This is a genomic window from Microcoleus sp. B13-B6 (assembly GCF_036705405.1).
Classification (GTDB): Bacteria; Cyanobacteriota; Cyanobacteriia; order Cyanobacteriales; family Microcoleaceae; genus Microcoleus.
Genome location: NZ_JAUBUJ010000025.1, coordinates 55,585 through 78,204 on the forward strand (window position 1 = coordinate 55,585; position 22,620 = coordinate 78,204).

General features: G+C 44.3%; 24 protein-coding genes. 12 read left to right on the forward strand and 12 right to left on the reverse strand.

The annotated features are described in order from the left end of the window. Positions 1-108: 108 nt before the first annotated feature. A complete protein-coding gene (locus QUB35_RS13760) occupies positions 109-1,566 on the reverse strand; it encodes a CHASE3 domain-containing protein (RefSeq protein ID WP_333142434.1) in 1,458 nt (485 codons plus the stop codon). 455 nt (positions 1,567-2,021) lie between these two features. Here QUB35_RS13760 and QUB35_RS13765 point away from each other — a divergent pair, with 455 nt between their 5' ends. Continuing rightward, positions 2,022-2,351: a hypothetical protein gene (locus tag QUB35_RS13765; protein ID WP_333142435.1), complete on the forward strand. Its 330-nt coding sequence runs from the start codon at positions 2,022-2,024 to the stop codon at positions 2,349-2,351. Between the two features lie 238 nt (positions 2,352-2,589). On the opposite strand, the gene QUB35_RS13770 is transcribed toward QUB35_RS13765, so the two are convergent. Then, on the reverse strand, positions 2,590-4,044 hold the full coding sequence (locus tag QUB35_RS13770) for a methyl-accepting chemotaxis protein (protein WP_333142436.1): 1,455 nt from the start codon (positions 4,042-4,044) through the stop codon (positions 2,590-2,592). Positions 4,045-4,062: 18 nt separating this feature from the next. Then, entirely contained in the window at positions 4,063-4,203 is a 141-nt protein-coding gene (locus tag QUB35_RS13775; protein WP_333142437.1) for a hypothetical protein, read from the reverse strand. 266 nt (positions 4,204-4,469) lie between these two features. Here QUB35_RS13775 and QUB35_RS13780 point away from each other — a divergent pair, with 266 nt between their 5' ends. Further along, positions 4,470-5,639, forward strand: coding sequence for a cysteine peptidase family C39 domain-containing protein (locus tag QUB35_RS13780; protein WP_333142438.1), 1,170 nt, complete (start codon positions 4,470-4,472; stop codon positions 5,637-5,639). A gap of 353 nt (positions 5,640-5,992) precedes the next feature. Here QUB35_RS13780 and QUB35_RS13785 read toward each other — a convergent pair whose 3' ends face one another. Both QUB35_RS13785 and QUB35_RS13790 read right to left on the reverse strand, forming a co-directional pair. Next, a complete protein-coding gene (locus tag QUB35_RS13785) occupies positions 5,993-6,481 on the reverse strand; it encodes a hypothetical protein (RefSeq protein WP_333142439.1) in 489 nt (162 codons plus the stop codon). A gap of 270 nt (positions 6,482-6,751) precedes the next feature. Beyond that, positions 6,752-7,780 carry an isochorismatase gene (locus QUB35_RS13790; protein ID WP_333142440.1) on the reverse strand — a complete coding sequence of 343 codons (1,029 nt, stop codon included), beginning with the start codon at positions 7,778-7,780 and terminating at the stop codon, positions 6,752-6,754. Between the two features lie 77 nt (positions 7,781-7,857). Between QUB35_RS13790 and QUB35_RS13795 the strand changes: the two genes are divergently transcribed. Then, positions 7,858-8,589: a TVP38/TMEM64 family protein gene (locus QUB35_RS13795; protein ID WP_333142441.1), complete on the forward strand. Its 732-nt coding sequence runs from the start codon at positions 7,858-7,860 to the stop codon at positions 8,587-8,589. 16 nt (positions 8,590-8,605) lie between these two features. Then, entirely contained in the window at positions 8,606-10,141 is a 1,536-nt protein-coding gene (locus QUB35_RS13800) for a mercuric reductase (protein WP_333142442.1), read from the forward strand. 252 nt (positions 10,142-10,393) lie between these two features. Here QUB35_RS13800 and QUB35_RS13805 read toward each other — a convergent pair whose 3' ends face one another. The 3 genes from QUB35_RS13805 to QUB35_RS13815 all read right to left on the reverse strand — a co-directional run bounded on the left by QUB35_RS13805 (position 10,394) and on the right by QUB35_RS13815 (position 13,208). Further along, complete coding sequence (locus QUB35_RS13805; protein ID WP_333142443.1) at positions 10,394-10,978, reverse strand: Uma2 family endonuclease; 585 nt, start codon at positions 10,976-10,978, stop codon at positions 10,394-10,396. A 75-nt stretch (positions 10,979-11,053) separates the two neighbouring features. After that, complete coding sequence (locus QUB35_RS13810) at positions 11,054-11,902, reverse strand: phosphatase domain-containing protein (RefSeq protein ID WP_333142444.1); 849 nt, start codon at positions 11,900-11,902, stop codon at positions 11,054-11,056. Positions 11,903-12,122: 220 nt separating this feature from the next. Next, on the reverse strand, positions 12,123-13,208 hold the full coding sequence (locus tag QUB35_RS13815; RefSeq protein ID WP_333142445.1) for a T4 RnlA family RNA ligase: 1,086 nt from the start codon (positions 13,206-13,208) through the stop codon (positions 12,123-12,125). Positions 13,209-13,398: 190 nt separating this feature from the next. On the opposite strand from QUB35_RS13815, the gene QUB35_RS13820 reads away from it, so the two are divergent. The 4 genes from QUB35_RS13820 (at position 13,399) to QUB35_RS13835 (ending at position 15,896) form a co-directional block, all read left to right on the forward strand. Then, the gene (locus QUB35_RS13820; RefSeq protein ID WP_333142446.1) at positions 13,399-13,959 is read left to right on the forward strand and encodes a hypothetical protein; all 561 of its coding nucleotides are present in this window, start codon (positions 13,399-13,401) and stop codon (positions 13,957-13,959) included. A gap of 145 nt (positions 13,960-14,104) precedes the next feature. After that, the gene (locus QUB35_RS13825; protein ID WP_333142447.1) at positions 14,105-15,133 is read left to right on the forward strand and encodes a hypothetical protein; all 1,029 of its coding nucleotides are present in this window, start codon (positions 14,105-14,107) and stop codon (positions 15,131-15,133) included. A 92-nt stretch (positions 15,134-15,225) separates the two neighbouring features. Then, positions 15,226-15,462: a type II toxin-antitoxin system prevent-host-death family antitoxin gene (locus QUB35_RS13830; protein ID WP_333142448.1), complete on the forward strand. Its 237-nt coding sequence runs from the start codon at positions 15,226-15,228 to the stop codon at positions 15,460-15,462. Continuing rightward, positions 15,459-15,896 (forward strand): type II toxin-antitoxin system VapC family toxin, encoded by a 438-nt coding sequence (locus tag QUB35_RS13835; protein ID WP_333142449.1) that lies wholly within the window; start codon positions 15,459-15,461, stop codon positions 15,894-15,896. Before QUB35_RS13830 ends, QUB35_RS13835 begins: the two co-directional genes overlap by 4 nt. A gap of 34 nt (positions 15,897-15,930) precedes the next feature. Here QUB35_RS13835 and QUB35_RS13840 read toward each other — a convergent pair whose 3' ends face one another. Further along, positions 15,931-16,386, reverse strand: coding sequence for a type II toxin-antitoxin system antitoxin SocA domain-containing protein (locus QUB35_RS13840; RefSeq protein WP_333142450.1), 456 nt, complete (start codon positions 16,384-16,386; stop codon positions 15,931-15,933). 319 nt (positions 16,387-16,705) lie between these two features. Here QUB35_RS13840 and QUB35_RS13845 point away from each other — a divergent pair, with 319 nt between their 5' ends. The 3 genes from QUB35_RS13845 to QUB35_RS13855 all read left to right on the forward strand — a co-directional run bounded on the left by QUB35_RS13845 (position 16,706) and on the right by QUB35_RS13855 (position 19,108). Next, a complete protein-coding gene (locus QUB35_RS13845; protein WP_333142451.1) occupies positions 16,706-16,906 on the forward strand; it encodes a hypothetical protein in 201 nt (66 codons plus the stop codon). A 48-nt stretch (positions 16,907-16,954) separates the two neighbouring features. Then, positions 16,955-17,926: a hydroxymethylbilane synthase gene (gene hemC / locus QUB35_RS13850; RefSeq protein ID WP_333142452.1), complete on the forward strand. Its 972-nt coding sequence runs from the start codon at positions 16,955-16,957 to the stop codon at positions 17,924-17,926. Positions 17,927-18,283: 357 nt separating this feature from the next. Beyond that, the gene (locus QUB35_RS13855; RefSeq protein ID WP_333142453.1) at positions 18,284-19,108 is read left to right on the forward strand and encodes a S1C family serine protease; all 825 of its coding nucleotides are present in this window, start codon (positions 18,284-18,286) and stop codon (positions 19,106-19,108) included. A 244-nt stretch (positions 19,109-19,352) separates the two neighbouring features. On the opposite strand, the gene QUB35_RS13860 is transcribed toward QUB35_RS13855, so the two are convergent. Next, a complete protein-coding gene (locus QUB35_RS13860) occupies positions 19,353-19,508 on the reverse strand; it encodes a hypothetical protein (protein WP_333142454.1) in 156 nt (51 codons plus the stop codon). Positions 19,509-19,553: 45 nt separating this feature from the next. On the opposite strand from QUB35_RS13860, the gene glgA reads away from it, so the two are divergent. Next, positions 19,554-20,981: a glycogen synthase GlgA gene (gene glgA / locus QUB35_RS13865; protein WP_333142455.1), complete on the forward strand. Its 1,428-nt coding sequence runs from the start codon at positions 19,554-19,556 to the stop codon at positions 20,979-20,981. Between the two features lie 147 nt (positions 20,982-21,128). On the opposite strand, the gene QUB35_RS13870 is transcribed toward glgA, so the two are convergent. Both QUB35_RS13870 and rnc read right to left on the reverse strand, forming a co-directional pair. Next, on the reverse strand, positions 21,129-21,557 hold the full coding sequence (locus QUB35_RS13870) for a DUF1824 family protein (protein ID WP_333142456.1): 429 nt from the start codon (positions 21,555-21,557) through the stop codon (positions 21,129-21,131). Positions 21,558-21,776: 219 nt separating this feature from the next. Further along, positions 21,777-22,490, reverse strand: coding sequence for a ribonuclease III (gene rnc / locus QUB35_RS13875; protein WP_333142457.1), 714 nt, complete (start codon positions 22,488-22,490; stop codon positions 21,777-21,779). Positions 22,491-22,620: the final 130 nt, after the last annotated feature.

Here is a 22,620-nt window from a genome sequence, read left to right on the forward strand (position 1 = left end):
CGATTGACTTGGATGCCGCAGGTTTGACAAGCTGGGAGGGCTGCCAGCTCAATTCATCACTCAATGCTATCAATTGCTAATCTGCTCGCCCAAAAGACTAAGCACCCTTTAGACAATTGAATTGAGATTTTGGGCTGCATCGTTCAATTGTTGAGTGCCTACTTTGGTTTGAGTAATACCACTAGCGGTTTCTTTGGCAGATAGGTTGAGGCTGTTCATAGTATCCACTACTTGTTTAATCGCAACTGCTTGTTGTTGAGCCGTTAGAGAAATTTGTTGATTGTTCAATACCACATTGTTAACCGCATTTGCTACTTCCGAGAAAGCTGCTGCTGTTTCTTGACTAATTTTTGTTCCTTCTTCTACTGTTTTATTACCTTCCTTTGTCACCGTTACGGTGGAATTTATCGCATTCTTGATATCATAGACAAGGCGGTTAATCTTCTCGGCAGATTTCTTACTTTTATCTGCTAGTTTGCGGATTTCTGTGGCTATGACGGTAAAACCTTTGGCATTTTCGCCCGCCCGCACTGCTTCTACTGAGGCATTCAGTGCCAGCATATTTGTTTGATTGGCTAAATCTGTGACATCAGTAGAGATATTGCCAATCTGATGGGTTTGTTGGCTCAATTGCAGAATTTGTGCCGCTATCGCCCCGACATTTTCTTTCAATATTGTCATCGATTCCAGGGTTTGCTCCACTGCTAGGGTTCCCCTTTCAGTGCTCTTTAAAGCAAGCCGTGCAGATTCCGCACCAGCTTGGGCTTGCTGGGCTGATTGTTGGGAAGCCGCGCCCAACTCATCCATTGTGATTGTCGTTTGATTTACAGAGCTCGATTGCTGTGCGGCTGTGCGTTCCTGCTGTTCTACTGTGGCCGCAATTTCTGTGGAAGAACTGGCGATCGTATTTGCTACCTGATTGATTGGTCGGATAATTTTATCAAAAATAAATAATACAATAAATGAACCCAATACTACAGCAACAACCGTACCTCCTATAGAAACAATCGTCGCTAATTGCTCCGACTGTTTTGCTAATTTTGTTCGTTGAACCAGTAAAGCATCTTCTACCGTAAGCATTTCTGCCAGCTTCTCCCTAATTTCATCCATTAATATCTTGCCTTTCCCTGAAATCACCAAGGCTCTTAGCTCTGGTTCTTTACCCGCCCTTTTCAGGGATATAGTTTCCGCTAATTCATCTAGTTTTTGCTGACCCAAATTTTCTACTTTCTCCAATTTTTTCACTTGTTCTGGGTTATCTTTTATTAACTCTTTTGTCTCATTTAGTGTTTTATAAAAGGCTATTTGACCATTTTTATAAGGTTCTAAAAATTCCTCCTTGCCAGCGAAGATAAACCCCCGCTGTCCTGTTTCAGCATCCACTAAATCTTTTTCTAGGGCTTGCAAATTTGTCTGGACTACATAAGTGTGCGTTTGCCACTCAATAGCTTCGGCTAACTTATCCATACTCAATTTAGTGGCAAATCCGATGCTAATCATTAAGAAAAAAATTGAGCCGAAGCCCAAGGGAACTACTTTACTAAGCCGAATAATATTGTGCCACATTGCACTTTCTACTCCTTGATTCGTTGTTGACTTTTGTGGGGGGAAGTTGCAGCGTCAATAATTTCCTGATGTTTTTCACCCAAGTAGTTATTTAATCCGTAATACTAATTCATAATTAATGCCGCTTTTTTCGTGAAAAAACTTCCAGCGCTTTTTTTTGCTTTCCGTGCTTTACTAACTCAACCATTGACTCAGACTCATCAATAAAAATCTGGCAAAACTTAATGTCGAGCAAGCGATGCAGGTCAAAGTCTTTAGGATTAAGGGTTGTTTTGCCTGCTTTGATTTTGCATAAATCCTGTTTATTCGATTGTAGCTGGAAATTCAGGAACCAAACCCAAAAATCGTCAATCGATTTTAGATTTTAGATTTTAGATTTTCGATTGACTTGCGCGAGATAAATGCGGGGGCAATAAGTGATTTTCGATTTTGGATTGATTCCACGGATAAATCACGTGGCGGGTACCACCTTTGAAATTGGTGGTCAAATTCTCTCCCCCACAGTTTCTCTTTCCCAGTGTTCCTCTCTCTCACTATTGATTGGGGTTCAAGTCGATCGCATAAATGTTACAACTAGCGTTAAGCAACACAATTTTGAGTTCATCGAAATAGTAGTGACGCTGGTGCTGGGTTCGGTACTGTGGGTCTGGGGAATGCGGTTCAGGCGGGTGTTAGTTCGATCTGGAGTTACTGCGAAGGATTTGTTTAAGGGCAGAAATTCGATCGCCCTGGCTTTGGCGATGCACTCGCGTGCGATCGTTTTGACTTGGATGCCGCAGGTTTGACAAGCTGGGAGGGCTGCCAGATATATTCATGACCGAAAGCATCCAGGATACAAGCCCCCGGATTCATTCCGAAAGCAGACTCAGGACCAAGAAATAAAAAACCTGTATCCGATAAACAGGCCCCCGAATTTATCCGTGGGGTCAATGCTTGAATCTAAAATCTAAAATCTAAAATCTAAAATCGATGGACTCAATGCTATCAATGGCTAATCTGCTCGCCCAAAACACTGAGCACCCTTTAGACAATTGAATTGAGATTTTGGGCTGCATCGTTCAATTGTTGAGTGCCTACTTTGGTTTGAGTAATACCACTAGCGGTTTCTTGGGCAGATAGGTTGAGGCTGTTCATAGTATCCACTACTTGTTTAATAGCAACTGCTTGTTGTTGAGCCGTTAGAGAAATTTGTTGATTGTTCAATACCACATTGTTAACCGCATTTGCTACTTCCGAGAAAGCTGCTGCTGTTTCTTGACTAATTTTTGTTCCTTCTTCTACTGTTTTAGTACCTTCCTTTGTCACCGTTACGGTGGAATTTATCGCATTCTTGATATCATAGACAAGGCGGTTAATCTTCTCGGCTGATTTCTTACTTTTATCTGCTAGTTTGCGGATTTCTGTGGCTATGACAGTAAAACCTTTGGCGTTTTCGCCCGCCCGCACTGCTTCTACTGAGGCATTCAGTGCCAGCATATTTGTTTGATTTGCTAAATCTGTGACATCCGTAGAGATATTGCCAATCTGATGGGTTTGTTCGCTCAATTGCAGAATTTGTGCCGCCATTGCCCCGACATTTTCTTTCAATATTCTCATCGATTCCAGGGTTTGCTCCACTGCTAGGGTTCCCCTTTCAGTGCTCTTTAAAGCAAGCCGTGCAGATTCCGCACCAGCTTGGGCTTGCTGGGCTGATTGTTGGGAAGCCGCGCCCAACTCATCCATTGTGATTGTCGTTTGATTTACAGAGCTCGATTGCTGTGCGGCTGTGCGTTCCTGCTGTTCTACTGTGGCCGCAATTTCTGTGGAAGAACTAACAATCATATTGACTGACTGATTCATGCTCTTTGCAATGCCTGAAGCAATCCCCAGAGCGATCGCAATTGCCGTAAGTGCAGCTACAGCAGTGCTTAAAATCACCACTGTAGTCAGGAACTGCAAAGCTTTAATTTGCTCTTTTTCTTGCTCAATTAAAATCCCTTCCTCGGTGCTTTGAAACTCCTTAGCTATAGCATCAACCTGACGAAGCTTTGGTACAATTTGTGTCTTCCATAAGTTAAGTCCCTCGTCTTGCTTACCTTGATCAACCAAAGAAAAGGCTTGTTTATAGCCTTGGTCTATCTGATTTTTTAAGACCTTCATTTCCTCTAGCCGCTGGCGCTGTTGCGGGTTTTGTGCCCGATTAAGTAAATCCTGATAGGATTTGTCAAAGCTGTTTGCCTCTTCATTGTATTCAGTTAAGAAAGCACTATCTTTGGCCAAAAAATACCCACGAGCCGCTTTTTGCATACCTGCAAATCCTAGCTGTTGCTCTTTCAAATCTATAACAACAGCATGAGAATTATTTAGCACTTTTGCTTTTTCTTCGACTTCTTTAGCATTAAAGAAAACCAAAGTAGCTGCTCCAACTGAAAGCAAAATAGGTAGGGAATATCCCCACAGAATACGCTCTCTTAATTTGGTGGCTTTGAAGTTAATCATCTTAAATTTTTCCTATCTTTAAAAAACCCACACATTAATCCCCTTCAAAGCAATGGGAAGTGCATATCCTAGTCGCATCCCGTTTCTCAGCTTTAAGTTGGCAAACATGGCAATGTCTCCTGTTGGGTTAGGTAGCGGAATTATCTCATTCTCAACCATTGACTCAGACTCATCAAGAAAAACCTGAAAAAACTTAATATCGAGCAAGCTATGCAGGTCAAAGCCTTGAGAATTAAGGGTTGTTTTACCTGCTTCGATTTTGGATAAATCCTGTTTATTCGATTGTAGCGAGAAATTCAGGAACCAAACCCAAACATCGTCAATCGATTTTAGATTTTAGATTTTCGATTTTCGATTGAGCCCACGGATAAATGCGGGGGCAATAAGTGATTTTCGATTTTGGATTGATTCCACGGATAAATCACGTGGCGGGTACCACCTTTGAAATTCGTGGTCAAATTCTCTCCCCCACTCTTCCTCTCTCCCACTCTTCCTCTCTCGCACTATTGATTGGGGTTCAAGTCGATCGCATAAATGTTACAACTAGCGTTAAGCAACAAAATTTTAAGGTCATGGAAATAGTAGTGACGCTGGTGCTGGGTTCGGTGCTGTTTGTCTGGGGAATGCGGTTCGGGCGGGTGTTAGTTCGATCGGGAGTGACGGCTAATGATTTGTTCAAGGGCAGAAACTCGATCGCCCTGCTGTTTTTGGGTTTTTATATTGCCTTGCTGCTACTGGCTTTAAATATGCCTCAAATGCCTGCTTTGCCGATCGAGTGGCGCTTTCACGGGATGCGAGTTACTTGGACTTTGCTCAGAGTGATGCTGATGGGAGTCTGCGGTATTGGCTTTAGTATAAGTTGGTTGACAGCGCGATCGCAAGTAATCGCAGTAATCTTAATTGGTTGCTTGGGATTGGGAGGATTTACAGGCGCTGAAAACTATTTTATGGCGCCAATTTACGATGATTTAATAGATAATTTGCAGCCCAACGGTGTATTTCGACAAACATCTAACAGCAGTTGCGCCCCCGCCGCCCTAGCAACAGTGTTAAGGCGTTGGGGAATCGATGCGACGGAATCGAATGTAGCGCGTTTTGCCGGCACGAGTCGCTTGGGAACTTCGATGCCACAGTTAATAATAGCAGCAAGAGCTTTGGGCGTAAATGCGATCGAACTAACGCCAACTTGGGAGCAAATTCAGCAAATTAATCGCCCCGGAGTCCTAGCAGTTTGGCTGTTTGACGGCCCTCGGAAGCTACCCCACGCGGTGGCTTTGCTGGGAATGAATGACAGTGTAGCTGCCATTGGAGACCCGGCGCGGGGCCGGATTTTCTATTTAGATAGAGCAACTTTTGCCCAGGTTTGGCGGGAGGAATACGTGCCGATTTTTCGTTCGGCGGATATCTTGTTAAGTGACAAACAAGCTATTGACTATTTGAGTAAATTAGGATATAATAGCGGCAATTTAAAAGCAGATATCGAGCGCTTTCAAACAGATAAAAAATTGCAAGTCAGCGGCAACTTAGACCGGATGACTGAGTTAATGTTGAGCGGCAGCTTTTTGCAAGAAGTCCCCAGATTGGATGGGAAATAGTTATTGAAAATCGTCAACCGCAGAGGCACTATTGACCGACAGAGAAGAGGAATCATGCGGTTTTTTTCAAACAATCTTTGAGTCATATTATTTCCGGTCTATTACCCATAATACGGTAGGGGCGGGTTCACGGAAAATATCTGCCAATAATTGACAATCTCAAAAACCCGCCCTTTTAATCGCTCGATCGCACATGATATCATTCGTTCCTAGCGATCGTAAAGATTCGATCGCCCCAGCAGATGATCGACGATCGCACATTGGTAGCGTGGCTGCATGAAATTACCGTAAGCGTAGGCAGTTGCATCTAATTCCTCCTATATTTTTACGGTCGATCGCACCTTACCCACGCCTCACCGTTTTTGACAATTGGGAACAGTTGAATCGCTCATTTTAGGCTCAGACAGCTTGACTTCCCATCCAGGTAAATTCCACCAATTAACTCGCTGATTCGGCTGAATCCAGAAGTCTAGTTGTGTGATCTTGCCATCCTCAAATCTGAGTGTGGGAAAGTTAGGATAACTGGTATCATCAGTTTCGCGATAAGTGCGTCCAAGGTAATTTAGGCAGGTCGTTAATCCGTCAGTAATTCCCAATTCTTCCACTCCTTTTCCCTTCAATTTGGCATCATCGTAGCTGAAAGAACCGTTGAATGAATTGCCCGCTAACCCGCCTTTGGTAACAGTGATGGTGAAATCGTAGGTGACGGGAACTGCGTAGGCTTGGGTTGCAGTTACAACTGTACTCAGAAGAGTCGTGGCGATGGCTACCGAGAGTTTTGAAATTGCTCGCACACTCGCATCCCGAAACAGAACAACACTATAAATTTCGCTTTCAGCCATCGGGAAACTCCTTGATTACACTTCTCTAGTAAGTGATTTACCGAATATTGCAATCCTTGCCGGGTCGTAAATTTTTTACCCTGCCCCAACCCTCCCCTTTGTAAGGGGAGGGAGTAAGAAATTCACAAATGATTTAGGATTGCTATATGATATCATAAGTAATCAGTTAAATGCGATCGCAGCCGAGGGCCAAGCAAACAAAAATTACCGCATCTGGTTAATCATGTAGACTTTTTTTGCACTGAAAAACCCAATAGAAAACACTCGTCTTTAATCGCCCAGAATTAACTCAGTAGATTTAACCACATTCATTCCCGCCGCCGCAAATCTTTGATAAGCTGCATCTGCTTGTTCCGTGAAATCAACAACACCCGGAACAACCACAGGCGAAGTGCAATCTTCCAGCAAATAAACCTTCTTTGCCAAATTCGGATCTCGCGCCAAAATTTCAGTCAGCAAATCATCAATTGTCCAAGCAACGCAGTGACTTTTGGCTTGTCCGGCAATAATTACCGCATCAAAATCGAGCAATTTATCAATAAACTTAGCATTTTTTTCCGCAATCGGATTGCCGTCGAATCCATCTAACACTTCCGGCCGCAAAACCGAATAGTTTTCAGTCAGTGGATTCCCGCCTTTGATTTCAAAAAGTGCTTGGCTGTTGCGGGCTATAGTATGAAAAAATATTGCTTCTTCCACCGCAGAAACCAGCGCGTGTCCGATGCCACCCAGCATCGAGTGATAGGGCCAAATTGTCAGGGGATATTTCCCATCCGCGCTGAGTTTTTTGACGTAGTGGCAAGCCTGTTTTTCCAGTGCTGAAAAATTGCCCCCGCTGATGCTATCGGCGACGGCTGGATTGACTTTCCAAATGCCTTTTTGGACATCTTCGAGTGTAATAGAACTTGCGGCGGGTAGGGGGTGTTCGCCAGCTTCGTTTATCCAAAAGATTGGATGAAAAATTTGCATGGCGGTGTGGGTGTCCATTGTCGGCGCAATGGTTGTAATTGCGTTTAAATTACGGTAAATAAATTCGCACAGCCGCAGGTTGTCATCGACAGCACCGCTACCGGAACGCCCGCCCACAAATAATTCAAATTCGGGCAGACAAAAGGTATTTTGGGCATCGATTATCATCAAACAAATGCGGTTTTTGTCGCTGGTTGCTGGTTGGATGTTGTGCTGCTTTGCCCAATCTTTCGCTTGGGCGGCGCGTTCTTGGTAGGGTACTCGCCAGACTTCGCCTAATTTTTCGTGGTCAAAATGTTCGGGGATTGGAAGTTGGGCTTTTGGTGTCATGACGATCGCTTTTAGGGTAGTTTACAGTAATAATTTAAGTTTGCAGTATAATGCTGATAAATATTTGCGGGTTAATCATGACAAAAGCACGAATCCAAGATTATGCTAGGGTAAAATTTAAACGCATAGTGTTGTTTTTTTCGATCGCACTTTTGCTCGCTCTCTTAATTGTAGCAACTAGATCCGCCTACGTTCAAGATGTTTTGAGAACTCTGTTAATGCGGATCGAGGATTTAGGGTGGTGGGGGCCAGTGGCTTTTGTAGCTACTTATAACTTGGCTACTGTGCTGTTTGTACCGGGTTCGGTACTGACGCTGGGAGGGGGGGCGATTTTTGGTTTGTGGTGGGGTTCGGTTTACGTCTTTGCGGCGTCCACTTTAGGTGCTGTATTTGCTTTTGCGATCGGGCGCTATTTGTGCCGCGATCGCGTGGTAAAATATATGGAATCTCACCCCAAGTTTAAAGCTCTCGATCGCGCAGTTTCCCAACAAGGATTAAAAATAGTTTTTTTGACTCGTCTTTGTCCTTTATTTCCTTTCAATTTATTGAATTATGCTCTGGGAATCACTCAAGTTTCTTTGAAACATTACGTGCTGGGTTCCTTTGGCATGATACCGGGTACAATTATGTACGTTTACTCGGGTTCTTTGGTGGGAGAGGTTGCTGCGATAGGCACGGCAACTGTGTATGCAAGTCCTCAAGATTCCGCAGTAAAAGGGTTGATTAATATTATCAGCTTTCTTGCTACTGTCGCTGTTACTGTATTTATCACTCGCATAGCCAGCAAAGCTTTGGAAGAAAGTATTTAATTAGGATAATTTGCCAATGTCGCAGTCAAAAGTCGATCGCGTAACTGTCCCCCCGATGGACGAGCACAACCAGAAATTAGTCTCCTATTTGCATCCGCCAGATTGGGTAAATCCGCAGCCGGCTAGCAGTTATAATTTAGTAGTAATTGGCGCGGGGCCCGCCGGATTAATTGTTGCTGCCGGTGCCGCAGGTTTGGGCGCGAAAGTTGCTTTGATTGAAAAACATTTGATGGGGGGCGACTGTTTGAATGTCGGTTGTGTGCCGTCCAAAGCTTTAATTCGCTCGTCTCGCACTGTTGGCGATATCTGGGAAGCAAATAAATTTGGTGTTAATGTTTCTAACGGTGCAGAAGTGGATTTTGCCGCTGTGATGGAACGGCTGCGCCGCATCAGGGCGGGAATCAGCGATGTTGATTCTGTTGAACGCTACCAGCACAAATTAGGAGTCGATGTTTTTTTAGGTTCGGGTCGTTTTACTAGCAATTCTACCATAGAAGTTGCAGGTCAAACTCTCCGCTTTAAAAAAGCAGTAATTGCCACAGGTGCAAGGGCGCTACAACCACAAATTCCCGGCTTACAAGAAGCTGGATATTTGACAAATGAAACTGTCTTTAACCTCACAGAAAGACCTCAGCGTTTGGCAGTAATTGGCGCAGGGCCGATCGGCTGCGAATTGGCTCAAGCCTTTCGGCGGCTGGGCTCGGAAGTCGTATTGCTGCACAAAAATGCTCAGATTTTAGATAAGGAAGATGCGGATGCTGCTAAAATTGTGCAGCAGGCTTTTCTACGCGAAGAAATTCAACTAATACTAGAATCCACAATCGATCGCGTTGAAAAAACAAATGCAGGCAAAGTAATTTATTATAAATGTCAAGGTAAGGAAGCATGGGTAACAGTAGATGAAATTATTGTGAGTACAGGGCGATCGCCCAATGTGGAAGGATTGAATCTGGAGGCGATCGGTGTCGAATACGATACACAAACTGGCGTATTTGTCAACGACAACTTGCAAACTACTAATCCCCGCATTTATGCCGCAGGCGATATTTGCATGAAACATAAATTTACTCACGCTGCTGATTTTGCCGCGAGGATGGTGATTCAAAACACTCTATTTTTCGGGCGCAAAAAGCTCAGCGCTTTGACGATACCTTGGTGTACTTACACAAACCCGGAAATTGCGCGCGTCGGAATTGGGGAACACGAGGCTAAGGAAAAAAACATTGATATCGATACATTTTTAATTCCTTTCAGTCAAGTCGATCGGGCAATTATTGACGGCGAAGAGGAAGGATTTGTGAAAATTCACGTCAAGAAAGGCAGCGATAAAATATTAGGTGCAACTATTGTAGCGCGCCACGCTGGGGATATGATCAGCGAGATTACTTTGGCAATGGTTAACAATATTGGTTTGGGAAAGATTGCTAGCACAATTCACCCGTATCCAACACAAGCTGATGCAATTCGCAAAGCCGGGGATGCTTACAATCGCACTCGTTTGACGCCGTTTGTGAAAAATTTGTTTAACCGCTGGCTGGCTTGGACGCGATAGTTTGAACTGTATTGAATCAACACCAGGTACAATTGAACCGTAGGGGCGGGTTCACCAACCATCTATGGAAAAAATTAATAATCTCCTAAACCCGCCCCCACCCGATAGAAAATACAAATTTACCATTAATTTATTGAATCAAATGTTGATGTAAAATAGGGCGTTGGAGGGCGGGTTTATCAGATTGTTTGATTTGTGTTAAAGATTTCGGTGAACCCGCCCCTACAGAGATTGCGGTTTCAATATTCCCCTTTACGTTTCTGTTTCTGTTTCAAATCCAACACCTTCATACAAAAGTGCGATCGGCAAATCAAACTCAATGCTTGATAAAGTGATAATCTCCCCAGCAGTGTAAGAATAGTACAGCCACATTCTCCCCTCTCCCCGACAGTAACGCTCAACAAAAATCTTTTGTGAATCAATCAAGATATACTCTTGCAAAGTCGGAATTTTCAGATAACAAGTGAATTTTTCATCCCGATCTTTAGCACTTGTACTGGGAGAAAGAACTTCCACAATGATTTTAGGATTCTGAATGAAATTGCGCGAATTAATGTCTTCTGGATCGCAACTGACTATCACATCAGGGTAGTAGTAACGGCTTTGAAAACTGACTTGCAATTTCACATCTGACACGTTCATCCGACAGCCTCTGGAACGCAGATGCGGGCGCAAGTTCCTGTAAAAGTTAAGTGCAATATCGTTATGGGGAATTGTACTGCCCATTCTGGCAAAAACTTCGCCGTTGACATATTCGTAGCGAATCTCTTGTTGAGCTTCCCATTCGAGATATTCCTCAACGGTCATTTTTTGGGGTGGTTGGGGAATGGATATCATAACAAAATTTTTGTCAATGTTACTTTGAGTGTAGCATTAGGAGTTGGGAGATCGCCCGCGCAAACAAACCCTGCCTTAGAAATCCCCTTCATCTACTTGGAATACCGTCAATCCTAAGCCTCTCCACATATCAACAACTTGCTGGCGATCGTCCAACACAAACTTAACATTATATTTCCCTGCAATATGCCGCCGATAAAATTCTTCCTTCATAATCGCATCCTTCCTCATATCTCCGGTTTTCCGCATATAAAGAGCGGCATAATTGACCTCATACTGCTGCAACCATTTTTCAGTTTGAGGCTGACAATCATCTGTGCGGCCCGACACTACAATAATATGGGCGCTGGTTTGCCACTTGCGAACGGTATCTAAAACTGGCGGATTGGGTAAATCGCGATCGCACGTAGAAGCATCAAAAGGATTTCTGCCATTGAGAAGCGCTAATGTGCCGTCCATATCAACAATAATTGCATCCGGCAAATCCGGGTTATATTCCGGCGGCACAACGGGAACCCGCACGTACTTATTGTACATCTTCATTATCACATCTTTGCCCACCGAATTAAGTCTTTTCAAATCCCGTTTAATACATTCCTCAACCGGAACTTGTAGGAAAGAATCATTAACTTCGACAACAGCTTTACCTTTAACCAACTCCTTGATATGCTCGATGTGAGGCCCAAAATTAGTATCATCAACAATGACGTGCTTGCCGCTTTCCAAAGCCATCAAAATAATCGTATCTCTCAACTGCACAATAAACTTTTCATTTGCCGGCGACCAATGAGAAGCGTGAGCCATTTCTCTGAGCAAATCTTTATTGCTACGCACCCACTTGGCAGGTTCCGACAGCAGCAATTCCCTAGCAAATTGAGATTTTCCCGAAGCAGGTAAACCGACAAGTACAATAACTCTTTTCATGGCAATTGGTAATTGGTAATTGGTAATTGGGCATTGGGCATTGGGCATTGGGCATTGGGCATTGTTTAAATACTTACCTCTTCATTCCATCCGTCAGATCCGTTACATCCCGTACATTGCTCGTTGCCGAACTTCCCTCTTCCCTCTTTCTTAAACATTTGCCTCACGCTCGATAATTAATCCGTGTATCCGTGTCAAAATCCGTGTCGTGCCTTCTTCTTCACAAACCTAGATGGATGTAATCTAAACCCAGCAACTCTTCTATTTTATGAATAGTAACATCGCGGAGAGCTTCTTTCACTCCCGCAACTCTTCGGGCCCGCAAAGAAAACAAAATCCCGGAATACGGCAAATGTTTCACAGCTAATGCAAAATCTTTCTGAACTTCGATATGTTCGTGCTGTCGGTAAGCTTCCTCGATTTCTTCAACCAAAGATTGATATTTCTCCTTAACTTGTTGATACAACTTACTCCACTCAGGAAAATAAGCTAAAAACTCTTCTCCTTCATTAGTTAAAACAATCTCGATCATCCTGCGAGTAGAAAACCCTTCGCGCAGATGGGAAATCGCCACATATTGCGGAGACTTTACTTTAACTCTGTTGAAGTTAGCATCGCAGATAATATACCCTTCCGAATTCATCGGATCTAAATGTTGAGCCGCTTCGACAACTTCTTTCCAGCTAGTTAAAGGATAGGATGCTACCAATTCCCAGCCGTATTTATTGGCCCAAATACTCGGAGCGGTTTCTAGCAGCGTTTGAGTGTTGCGAACCCCGTGCAGCACGATTTGATTGTTTTGTTGCTGGACAACTATTCTATTGTAAGGCGTCATCAACTCAAAGATAAAACACTGGTCTGTTTCTTGTGGCAATTGATATCCCAATTCTTGCCAAACTTTCCAAAAAAGTTCGGCAAAGGTGAACCCAAAACCATTAACTTCACCGGCCGCGTCGGGAGTGCCGCTAGATTGCACTCTCCATTCTCCCTTGTAAAAATACAGTACAGTCAGAGAACCGTCTAGTTTTTCATAAACTTTGGCATGACTCCAATCAATTGCAGCGGCGTGAATTTCTCCGTAATTAAAAAATTTGTCGTAGGGATAAGAAACTATCTGCCAATCTTGAGATGAATCTAAAATAATGCCTCGGCACTGCTGGACTATCTTTTCGCCCAATGGAGATTCTATCTGCGAGTATTTCAGACAGACTAAATCGGGATATTGGCGGTGGCGGGTAACTTTGATATGATAAGTTTCGGACAAAGTTTCCAATCCGTACTGGCGCAAATACTCTTGCAGTTCCACGATAGACTCCTAAATTGCTCGCCTTCTCTATATTATATATGACTTCATATTCTGGCAACCTTGTCAAGATAGTCAAAAAACATTTTTCCCGGAAAAGCGAGTGTTAATTTGGTATTTTGAATTATGGTTGTACATACGTGAATGCGGTTTGCCGCCCAACTAAACTCTTGGAATATTAAGGAAAAAGACCGTGAAGAAGAAATTATTACTTTTGGCTACTTCTGCTTGTGTATTGACTGCTTTAGTACCTCCCTCGGTTGTTTTTGGATCTTCGCCATTGTCGCTGCGACAATCGGGAACAACACAAATTGCTCAAGGAGGCGCTGCGTTTCCGGTAAATGAAATTTTGCGAAAGTTAAAAGGCAAAACGCAAGTGCCTATTTTTATTCCCAGCAGGATTCCGCTTTCGGGAAAAATGTACTATCCAACTACAGCACAAGCAAACAGCTATAGTATTTCAATCGAGTATAAACCAGATTGCGGCGGTACGACTGTTTGCACTTTTGGGTCAATTCTAGGTCAAAAAGGCGGGGAGTTTACTACAAAACTAGAAGGGGTAACTAAGACGTTAAAAAATGTCAAACTTGCGGGCGGAGTGAAAGGAGTTTTTCATAACGGTTGTGGGGCTTACTGCACAGCAACTCTTCAGTGGAAAACTCAGGGTTTTATGTATACCGTCGTCATTAAGAACGGACGAGAATCTGATTTAATTTTAATAGCAAATTCTGCTATTAAAGCTGGGAAGCGTTAAGTTTGGCAGTCTGGGAGGCACAACTTCTATATGTAGGGTGCGTAAGCGCGCACCTTACCGTTATTGTATGATATATCTTAACTCGCACTCGCCCCTTACAAGATGCTATATTTTTTTGCGCTTACCTACTTCGGGGGAAATTAGGATGAGGAGAAGATGGCTATTTGCGGCAATTTTTGCTTGTGTGGTGACTGCTTTTACGATTCCCTTCGGGATAGCTTCGCTTCACGCACCTTTGACACCAAACTCAGCGTTAGCAAGGACTGAACTCCCGATTACAGAAATCCGCTGGTTTAATTTTTCCCCTGAAGATAGCTGGCAACCGATACAATTTATTGTACCCGATCGCCACACTGCAAAATCTGTCGGCCGCCGCAAGTTGCGGTTGTACGATGTTCATATTGCCAAGATGTTTGAGATTTCTCATTTTCTGTGCGATCGCGATCGGGCTTCTGAGGGTTACACTTGGTCTTATCAAACGGAAAATGGCAATATTGAGATGGGACGCTTCAAAATTAGCTGCAATCTCGCCCGTTCCATAGCCACAGCTTACGGGTTAGGGAAACCAGAAATTACAGTGATTCGCCGCAGCTTCAACCTGAAAAATGGTCGCCCTTCTTTTGCGCTAGAAAAATACTCTATTCCAACTTTTAACATTGCTAAAAATAGAGTTGTGCAGTGGAGGAATTTTGTGCAAAAGTTGACCCCAATCTCCGATAACTCAGGTGCAAACCAAGCTAACAGTCGTTTTCCTGCTAGTAACATCTTTAGACAAATCAAAGGCAAAACGCGAGTGCCTGTTTTTCTTCCGAGTAGACTTCCTTTATCAGACATTCAGCAACTTGATTTTGATGTGCAAGCAGGTGCCCACGGTTACATTGTGGGAATGTATTTAGGAAAAGGATGCCGTGCGGGAGCCTGTTATTTCGGCACAATCGAAGCTCAAAGAAATGAACCGTTTTCGCCTCCTTCGCGATTGCCGCAGGATACTTACAGAAGCGTTGAATTGGCGGGCGGATTCAGGGGGATTTATTTCAATAATTGCGGTGCTTACTGCACTGCTTTTGTTGAGTGGCAAAGGCTGGGGGTGCTGTACCGAGTCACAAGGAAAAACGCACGGCAGCAAGAAGTTGTCCAGATAGCAAATTCTGCACTTCAAGCAGGGCAACGTTAAATTGTGGCGGGAAATGGAAAAGGTCGATCGACCTTTTTCGCATTAAATATCCCGTTGCTGTACAATTAAAAAGTACCTAAAAAACTAATGAGATGCCTGCGATTAGCGTTGAAGAAGCCAAGCAGAGTCTGCAAGCTATCTTGGAAAAGGTGGCCAAAGGAGAAGAAGTGACGATCGTACACGAAGGTAAAGTAGTAGCTCGCGTAGTCCCGCCGCTCACGAAGGAGCAGCGGTTAGCTGAACTCAAGAGATTCCGAGACTCTATTCAAGTAAAGGGTGAACCGCTGAGTGCAACAGTCATTAGGCTGCGAGAGGAGGAACGCTATTGATTTACTTGGATACTAGCGTCATTGCTCCCAATTACTGGCCCGAACGTCTCAGCGAAGCATCTCAGCAGTTACTGAGGACTGAGACTGAACGAGGGTTGAGCCAGCTAGTTGAGGTAGAATTTTTTTCCGCACTGTCTCGCAGAGTGCGAATGAGAGAAATTTCTCAGGAAAGGGCAAGACAAATAGCAATAGAGTTTCAGGCAGACTTGGACAGTGATTTTTATACTCGCATCCAGTTAGAGCCAATTCATTACAATTTAGCTCGCGATTGGATTAGCAGTTTTGAAGTACCGTTGCGTACCTTAGATGCACTGCATTTAGCAGTAGCAAGTTCTAATCAGTTGCGTTTGGTGACTGGCGATGAGGCTTTGGCTCGCAGTGCTCGGACTTTAGGAATTGAAGTTCAGTTATTGATTGCCGTAGCTGAGGGCTAAAAGTTCCATCGACCTTTTATCAAGGAAGCTGCACTTACGCCTCCACCAAAGGTGCATAGCAGGATTTCATATCCTCGTGGGAGATCATTTTAGTTGATGTTTCCGCAGGTTCTAATCCCTTGCGAGCGTTGAGCCAAGGTGTCTCTGATTGCGTCAATTCTGCAAGATGTTTAGCACTTAATTCTCCATAAGCATTCCAAACTTCTTCGAGAACCTCGATTTCATCTTCATCAAATTCTGCTTCAAAATTATCGGGAGCTGGAATATCGCTATATTTGTAAGCTTTGTACTCATCCCACACATCGCGGACAATGGGGCCGGAAATCCAAGCTTCAATCTCTTGAAAAAATAGCGGCTGGTTTCTAAATACTAAACTCCAAGCTTGCGCGTAATATACGAGCTTTTGCAGTTTGAGAGGAGAAATGGTATCGCCTGCTTCTCGATCGACACGACATAAAAAGTAACGAGCTACCTCAAGAGCACTTTTCATAGTTTTAGGATTTTAGTAATTTGACAAATTCACTTTTGATGCTAAGCTATTGGGTGGCTTTAGAAGTACGATCGCAATTACGATCGCCCTTTTCCCCTCACAACTACATTTCTCTCTCCAAATCTCGCAACTTTTGAGCTAATTCTTTCTCGCTGCAGCTAAGCTAACTCCTCATGTCAACCAGGTTCATCCGGCTCTACCCTAGGTAAATATTACATCTTGCACCATTCTCAAGAACAGGCTTTCCGGCCTGTTCCACAAAGAGTAGATTTTCCTGTGGAACGGGCCCCAGAGCCCGTTCCTAAAAGGCTTATTGACAATGGTGCAACATCTCAGTAAATCGTACATCGCCGGCAGGCTTTGCTTCGGAATGTCGATCGCCCCGATGCCAGCGACTCCCAATGCTGGATGGGAAACATCATCAAGACTCACTGCTACTGGCGGTCAAAACCTGGTATTTCTATTTGATCGCCCGAATTATCCCAACCAGCAATTAAAGTCCCCACCTGCGGTACGCTAGATCAGGTGAATATATTGGCTGATTTCAAGCTATCCTCCGATCGATCTTATGTCCCCAACCACATCTGCCCCTTCCCGAACCGTTCGCATCGGTTCCCGCAAAAGCCAACTCGCTCTCGTGCAAACCCACTGGGTGCAAGAACAGCTACAGAAACACTTCCCGGAACACACTTTTGAAGTCCACACCATGTCCACCCAAGGGGACATAATACTTGATGTCGCCCTCGCTAAAATTGGCGATAAAGGACTTTTTACCAAAGAATTAGAAACGGGGATGATTAACAATGAAACGGACTTTGCCGTTCATTCCCTCAAAGATTTACCTACCAATTTGCCCGAAGGTTTAATTTTAGGATGCGTCACCGAACGGGAAAATCCCGCTGACGCCCTGGTAGTTCACTCCAAGCACAAAGACAAGCAACTCGACACCCTCCCAGAAGGTTCTGTAATCGGTACTTCTTCCCTGCGGCGGCTAGCTCAACTGCGGCATCATTTCCCTCATTTTGAATTTAAAGATATTCGCGGCAATCTCAATACTCGACTCGCTAAATTAGATGAGGGCGGTTATGACGCGATTATTTTAGCAGTTGCCGGCCTCGAAAGATTGGGAATGGGCGATCGCATCCACCAAATTATCCCTGCAGAAATCTCCCTTCACGCCGTCGGACAAGGTGCTTTGGGCATCGAATGCCGCGCCGGAGACACAGAAATCATGGCACTGATTAAAGCTCTCGAACACTCGGAAACCGCCCAAAGATGTTATGCCGAACGCGCATTTCTGCGGGAATTAGAAGGCGGCTGTCAAGTGCCGATCGGCGTCAATACCAAAATAGAAAACGGTCAATTAACCTTAACCGGAATGGTATCGAGTCTCGACGGCCAGCGATTCGTCAAAGATAGTGTTTCCGGGGCCGCCGAGACTGCTGAAATGATCGGAATTGACCTCGCTCACCGCTTGCGCCAACAGGGTGCTAGTGAAATTTTGGAGGAAATATTTGTCCAAGTTCAACGTGGTTCCTAAAACCGATCCGCATCTCTTTGTCAATGCTTTTAGACGCGATATATCGCCTTTTGTAAAATAAAAATAACAGGCGGTTTGCTTTGGCAAAACAGGTAGAGTAGCAGTCTGATTGTAGATTTTTGATGGGATTTTAGGTAGGACTCGCGCGATAGATTTCAAAAATATCTGACTAATTTAGGACGCTCCGCACGGGTGTTAAGCAACCCGGTTTCTGATGTAAGTCTCGCTGTATAGCCCAAGATTTATGGTAAAAACCGGTTTTTTTTCGTAAGTCCTATAATTCTTAACATCCCCATCCACAATCTACAATCAAACATCCCAAATTAATCAGCAATTTATTTCAGGTAAAAGCCAAATATGAGCGCTAGAGAAACTCAATTAAAGCTGGAAGTGAAAAAGGTTCAGCAACTCTATAGCAAAATGCAAGCAGACAAACAAGCTTTGCAGAAGCAATTGAAAGAGTTCAAAACTCAAGCCGGAAGTTTTTCGGATGTAGTCGAGCAAGTCTTGCCGTCCTTAGTTTCAATTTACGTCATGGATTGGGATACAGAAGAAGAGATTTCTTCAGGAAGCGGGTTCTTTGTATCGCCGGACATAATTGTCACGAACTATCACGTTGTAGAAGATATTGCCGATGAAGATTACTTCTATGAAGAAGATGAAATCGAACAGGTTTTAGTCGAAACTCACGACGGAAAATTGAGATTGGCAGAGGTGGTGTTTACTGGTAATGCCGAAGAAGATTTAGCATTACTCTTAATTAGCGATTTTACCTTCGACCCGAACACAGGGGAACAAGTGGACTCTCCCCAAGAATATCCTCCCCTAGAGTTGTCTTTGGATGTGAAAGTGGGAGATAGAGTTATTGCTGTGGGCAATCCTTTGGGGCAGTTTGCTTCAACTGTAACTCAAGGTATTATTAGTGCAATTCGCGAACCAGAGGAATATGAAGAAGGCGACGATGAAGAAGATGTTGCTGAGGTGAAGGTGTTGCAAACTGATGCGGCGATTAATCCGGGAAATTCGGGCGGCCCGTTGATTAATATGGCTGGTCAAGTGGTTGGTGTGAATACCTGGGGATTGGAAGATGCCGACAGTATTAATTTGGCGATCGCCTCTGAAGCTTTGGATGATTTTCTAGCGGGATTTGAGGAGACTTTTGAGGACAATTCTCAGAATTAGTCCGTAGCTGTCGGTAGATTTTATCCCACATTTAACCACCAATGTAGGGGCGGGTTCGCCTAGATATTTGACACCACAGACAAATGATAAAAACCCGCCCCCACCCCACCCAGAAATTAAGAATTAATTGTATTTAACGGTGGGGGAAATGGTCGATCGGGGTTATTGGTTGGGTGGGGGCGGGTTTATCAAGATTATCGGTGGGTGGCAAATATTTTGGTGAACCCGCCCCTACAGATTTTATTCAATATTTATCATAAAATCGATCGCTATTTTTTTCACCGCACAGCGACGCGGATGGAAAAAGGGCGATCGCATTCTTGAGTAAACTGCGATCGCTACAGCAACTCAGATTTATACTTGTTTTTGGACGGCGCGTTAATATTGTGCCACTCCCCATTTAAACTTAATCTAGACTAACAATCTCAAGGAACACAAAAAAATAATGCGTATTTTATTTGTATCCGCCGAAGCATCACCCCTCGCCAAAGTGGGCGGTATGGGCGATGTCGTCGGCGCTTTGCCGAAATTTCTGCGGCGCATGGGCCACGATGTCCGCATCTTCATGCCCTACTACGGTTTCGTCCCCGACAAAATGGACGTTCCCAAAAAACCTGTTTGGGATGGGTCTGCCATGTTCCAAAGCTTCTCGGTGTTTGAAACTGTTTTGCCGGGAACCGATGTACCTTTATACTTATTACAACATCCATCTTTCTTACCGCGCCGCGTTTACGGCGGTGTAGATGAAGATTGGAGGTTCACTTTCTTTGCCAATGCTGCGGCTGAATTTGCCTGGAATCATTGGAAACCCCAAATTATCCACTGTCACGACTGGCATACGGGGATGATACCTGTTTGGATGAGCCAAGACCCCGATATCAGCACGGTTTTTACTATTCACAATTTAGCTTATCAAGGGCCGTGGCGCTGGCGTTTGGAGCAGATGACTTGGTGTCCTTGGTATATGCAAGGTCACAATACAATGGCTGCCGCAGTACAGTTTGCCGATCGCGTAAATACAGTTTCACCGACTTACGCCGAGCAAATCAAAACCCCAGCTTATGGGGAAACTTTGGAAGGTTTGCTGTCTTACCTCGGCGGTAAAGTATCGGGCATTTTGAATGGAATTGATACAGAATCTTACAACCCAGCAACTGACAAGTACCTCCATCAACAATTTAGTGTTGATACTATTGAAAAGCGCCCCGCTAATAAAATTGCGCTGCAAGAAGAAGTCGGTTTGGAAGTAAATAAAAATGCCTTTTTGATCGGCATGGTGACGCGGCTGGTAGAACAGAAGGGATTGGATTTGATAATTCAAATGCTCGATCTGTTCATGGCCTATACCGACGCTCAATTTATTGTACTCGGAACGGGCGATCGCTACTACGAAACCCAACTCTGGCAAATGACAGCCCGCTATCCCGGTAGGATGTCCACCCAACTACTTTACAACGAGGCCCTCTCCCGGCGTGTTTACGCAGGCTGCGACAGCTTCCTGATGCCCAGCCGTTTCGAGCCCTGCGGCATCAGCCAAATGCTCGCCCTCCGCTACGGGTGCGTGCCAATGGTTCGTCGCACCGGCGGTTTAGTGGATACCGTTTCCCACAACAACCCCATCGACAATACCGGTACAGGTTACTGTTTCGATCGCTATGAGCCCCTAGACTTGTTCACCTGCATGATCAGAACTTGGGAAGGTTTCCGCTACAAAGATAAGTGGAGAGAACTGCAACAGCGCGGCATGAGAGAAGATTTTAGCTGGGATATTTCGGCCCGGAAATACGTCAACTTGTACAGCGATATTTTGGGACTGCCGCCCGAAGAAACTGCACCGGCACCAGAGGCAGAATTGATCGTTGGTAAGGGTTAATCGGTAATCGGTAAGTTGACAGTTGACAGTTGACAGTTGACAGTTGACAGTTGACTGTTGACTGTTGACTGTTGGCTGTTAGCTGTTGTTTTTTGTTAGTTTTTTGTTCCAATGCCCTATGCCCTATGCCCTATGCCCAATTCCCGATTAATCAACAAATAAATCGAGAGGTAAATGACCGTAAGTGCCGCTAACTCCACCTTCTGAGGAAGATTGGCACGAAATCAAAACGCCCCGGTAAGTTCCGGGATAGCCGTCAACATAATACGACCCCTTCAAAGTATTGAACTTAATATAAACCGAACCAGCAAAGGTCGAGACAGCATTGGGATCTAAAACAGCTTGATATCCCAAAGCTTTTAAATAAGCTTCTAAAGCTAAAAACCCCTCATCCGTCGAAGAAGCGCACACTCCCAACATTTGATAATCCGACAAACTTGCTACCAGCAAAATCGCTTGACGGAGTGCCTGTTTTTCCAGCGGCGATGCTACAGATTGCATATCCAGACAAGTGAAATCTTTGAGGATTTGCTGTGCTTCTTCAACAGTTAGGGTAGTCGGGTTTTGAGTAGACATGAATTGCTCTGATATTTCCCAAAATTACGATCGACACTGGGGTACTCGTCAACGAATTTCTGCCCTTGCAACCCTCTATCGACGGCGGTAACACTTGCACAAGTCCTGATTATAGCCGATTGTGCGCTCTGGCAATCAATTCGGGCGATCGTCTTCGAGGGCTTGGCCAACGCCGGAAGCGCACAAAAAAGCTAGTAGTTTTTACCCCCGTTTTCAAGTTTAGATCAGTCCGCGTTTTTTCAACTTTGCTAGCGCATCTTCAGCCGCATTTTTCTCAGCATCTTTTTTGCTTTTGCCTTTACCTTCTCCATAGAGTTTCTCTGCGACATACACTTTAGCGAGAAATTCCGGCTTGTGGGGTGTGCCTCCTGCTTGGACTGTCACGTATTTGGGCGGAGTCGTGTCACCATTGGCCTGTACCCATTCTTGAAAGCGATTTTTCGAGTCTACAGTCGATCGAGTTTCCACAACATTTTCGGGAACAGAATCAAACATTTGTTGCACAAAGTTGCGAACTTTGTCCATGTCTTGCGTGTCGAGATAGTAAGCGCCAATAAATGCTTCAAAAGTGCTACTGAGCAAATTTGGATTAGTAATCCCACCTTCTCGATAAGCTCCTTTTCCGAGCCGCATTTTTAAGTCTAAACCTATTTCAGTAGCAAATCTGGCTAATTGTTTTTCATCTACTAATGCAGAACGTCGGCGAGTCAGTTGGTCTTCTCCCATTTCTGGATGACGCTGATAGAGATATTCGCCGCTGAGAAAAGTCAGCAAAGCATCGCCGAGAAATTCTAAGCGTTCGTTGTCTTCTTCGTTGAAGGTGGGGTTTTCGTTGACGTAGGAACGATGGGTGAGCGCTTGGCGCAGCAGTTTTTCATTATTGAATTCGGGAAGGGTTATTTGGAGTTCTTGTGTTGGATTAGTTAATGGCATGGGAGTTTTGTAATGGTTATTTTTTTTGAGTTGGGTGTTATTATGTGGACATGAAAGAGCCGCAGATAGCCGTTGGTTTGGAGAATCTAGTTTATCAAATAAACTGGATTTTTGCTATCTGCGACCTGGT

Coding starts and splice junctions, on each gene's coding strand:
- QUB35_RS13760 (WP_333142434.1), bottom strand. CDS start 1,566: ATGTGGCACAATATTATTCGGCTTAGTAAAGTAGTTCCCTTGGGCTTC.
- QUB35_RS13770 (WP_333142436.1), bottom strand. CDS start 4,044: ATGATTAACTTCAAAGCCACCAAATTAAGAGAGCGTATTCTGTGGGGA.
- QUB35_RS13775 (WP_333142437.1), bottom strand. CDS start 4,203: ATGGTTGAGAATGAGATAATTCCGCTACCTAACCCAACAGGAGACATT.
- QUB35_RS13785 (WP_333142439.1), bottom strand. CDS start 6,481: ATGGCTGAAAGCGAAATTTATAGTGTTGTTCTGTTTCGGGATGCGAGT.
- QUB35_RS13790 (WP_333142440.1), bottom strand. CDS start 7,780: ATGACACCAAAAGCCCAACTTCCAATCCCCGAACATTTTGACCACGAA.
- QUB35_RS13795 (WP_333142441.1), top strand. CDS start 7,858: ATGACAAAAGCACGAATCCAAGATTATGCTAGGGTAAAATTTAAACGC.
- QUB35_RS13800 (WP_333142442.1), top strand. CDS start 8,606: ATGTCGCAGTCAAAAGTCGATCGCGTAACTGTCCCCCCGATGGACGAG.
- QUB35_RS13805 (WP_333142443.1), bottom strand. CDS start 10,978: ATGATATCCATTCCCCAACCACCCCAAAAAATGACCGTTGAGGAATAT.
- QUB35_RS13810 (WP_333142444.1), bottom strand. CDS start 11,902: ATGAAAAGAGTTATTGTACTTGTCGGTTTACCTGCTTCGGGAAAATCT.
- QUB35_RS13825 (WP_333142447.1), top strand. CDS start 14,105: ATGAGGAGAAGATGGCTATTTGCGGCAATTTTTGCTTGTGTGGTGACT.
- QUB35_RS13830 (WP_333142448.1), top strand. CDS start 15,226: ATGCCTGCGATTAGCGTTGAAGAAGCCAAGCAGAGTCTGCAAGCTATC.
- QUB35_RS13840 (WP_333142450.1), bottom strand. CDS start 16,386: ATGAAAAGTGCTCTTGAGGTAGCTCGTTACTTTTTATGTCGTGTCGAT.
- QUB35_RS13845 (WP_333142451.1), top strand. CDS start 16,706: ATGGTGCAACATCTCAGTAAATCGTACATCGCCGGCAGGCTTTGCTTC.
- hemC (WP_333142452.1), top strand. CDS start 16,955: ATGTCCCCAACCACATCTGCCCCTTCCCGAACCGTTCGCATCGGTTCC.
- QUB35_RS13855 (WP_333142453.1), top strand. CDS start 18,284: ATGAGCGCTAGAGAAACTCAATTAAAGCTGGAAGTGAAAAAGGTTCAG.
- QUB35_RS13860 (WP_333142454.1), bottom strand. CDS start 19,508: ATGGGGAGTGGCACAATATTAACGCGCCGTCCAAAAACAAGTATAAAT.
- glgA (WP_333142455.1), top strand. CDS start 19,554: ATGCGTATTTTATTTGTATCCGCCGAAGCATCACCCCTCGCCAAAGTG.
- QUB35_RS13870 (WP_333142456.1), bottom strand. CDS start 21,557: ATGTCTACTCAAAACCCGACTACCCTAACTGTTGAAGAAGCACAGCAA.
- rnc (WP_333142457.1), bottom strand. CDS start 22,490: ATGCCATTAACTAATCCAACACAAGAACTCCAAATAACCCTTCCCGAA.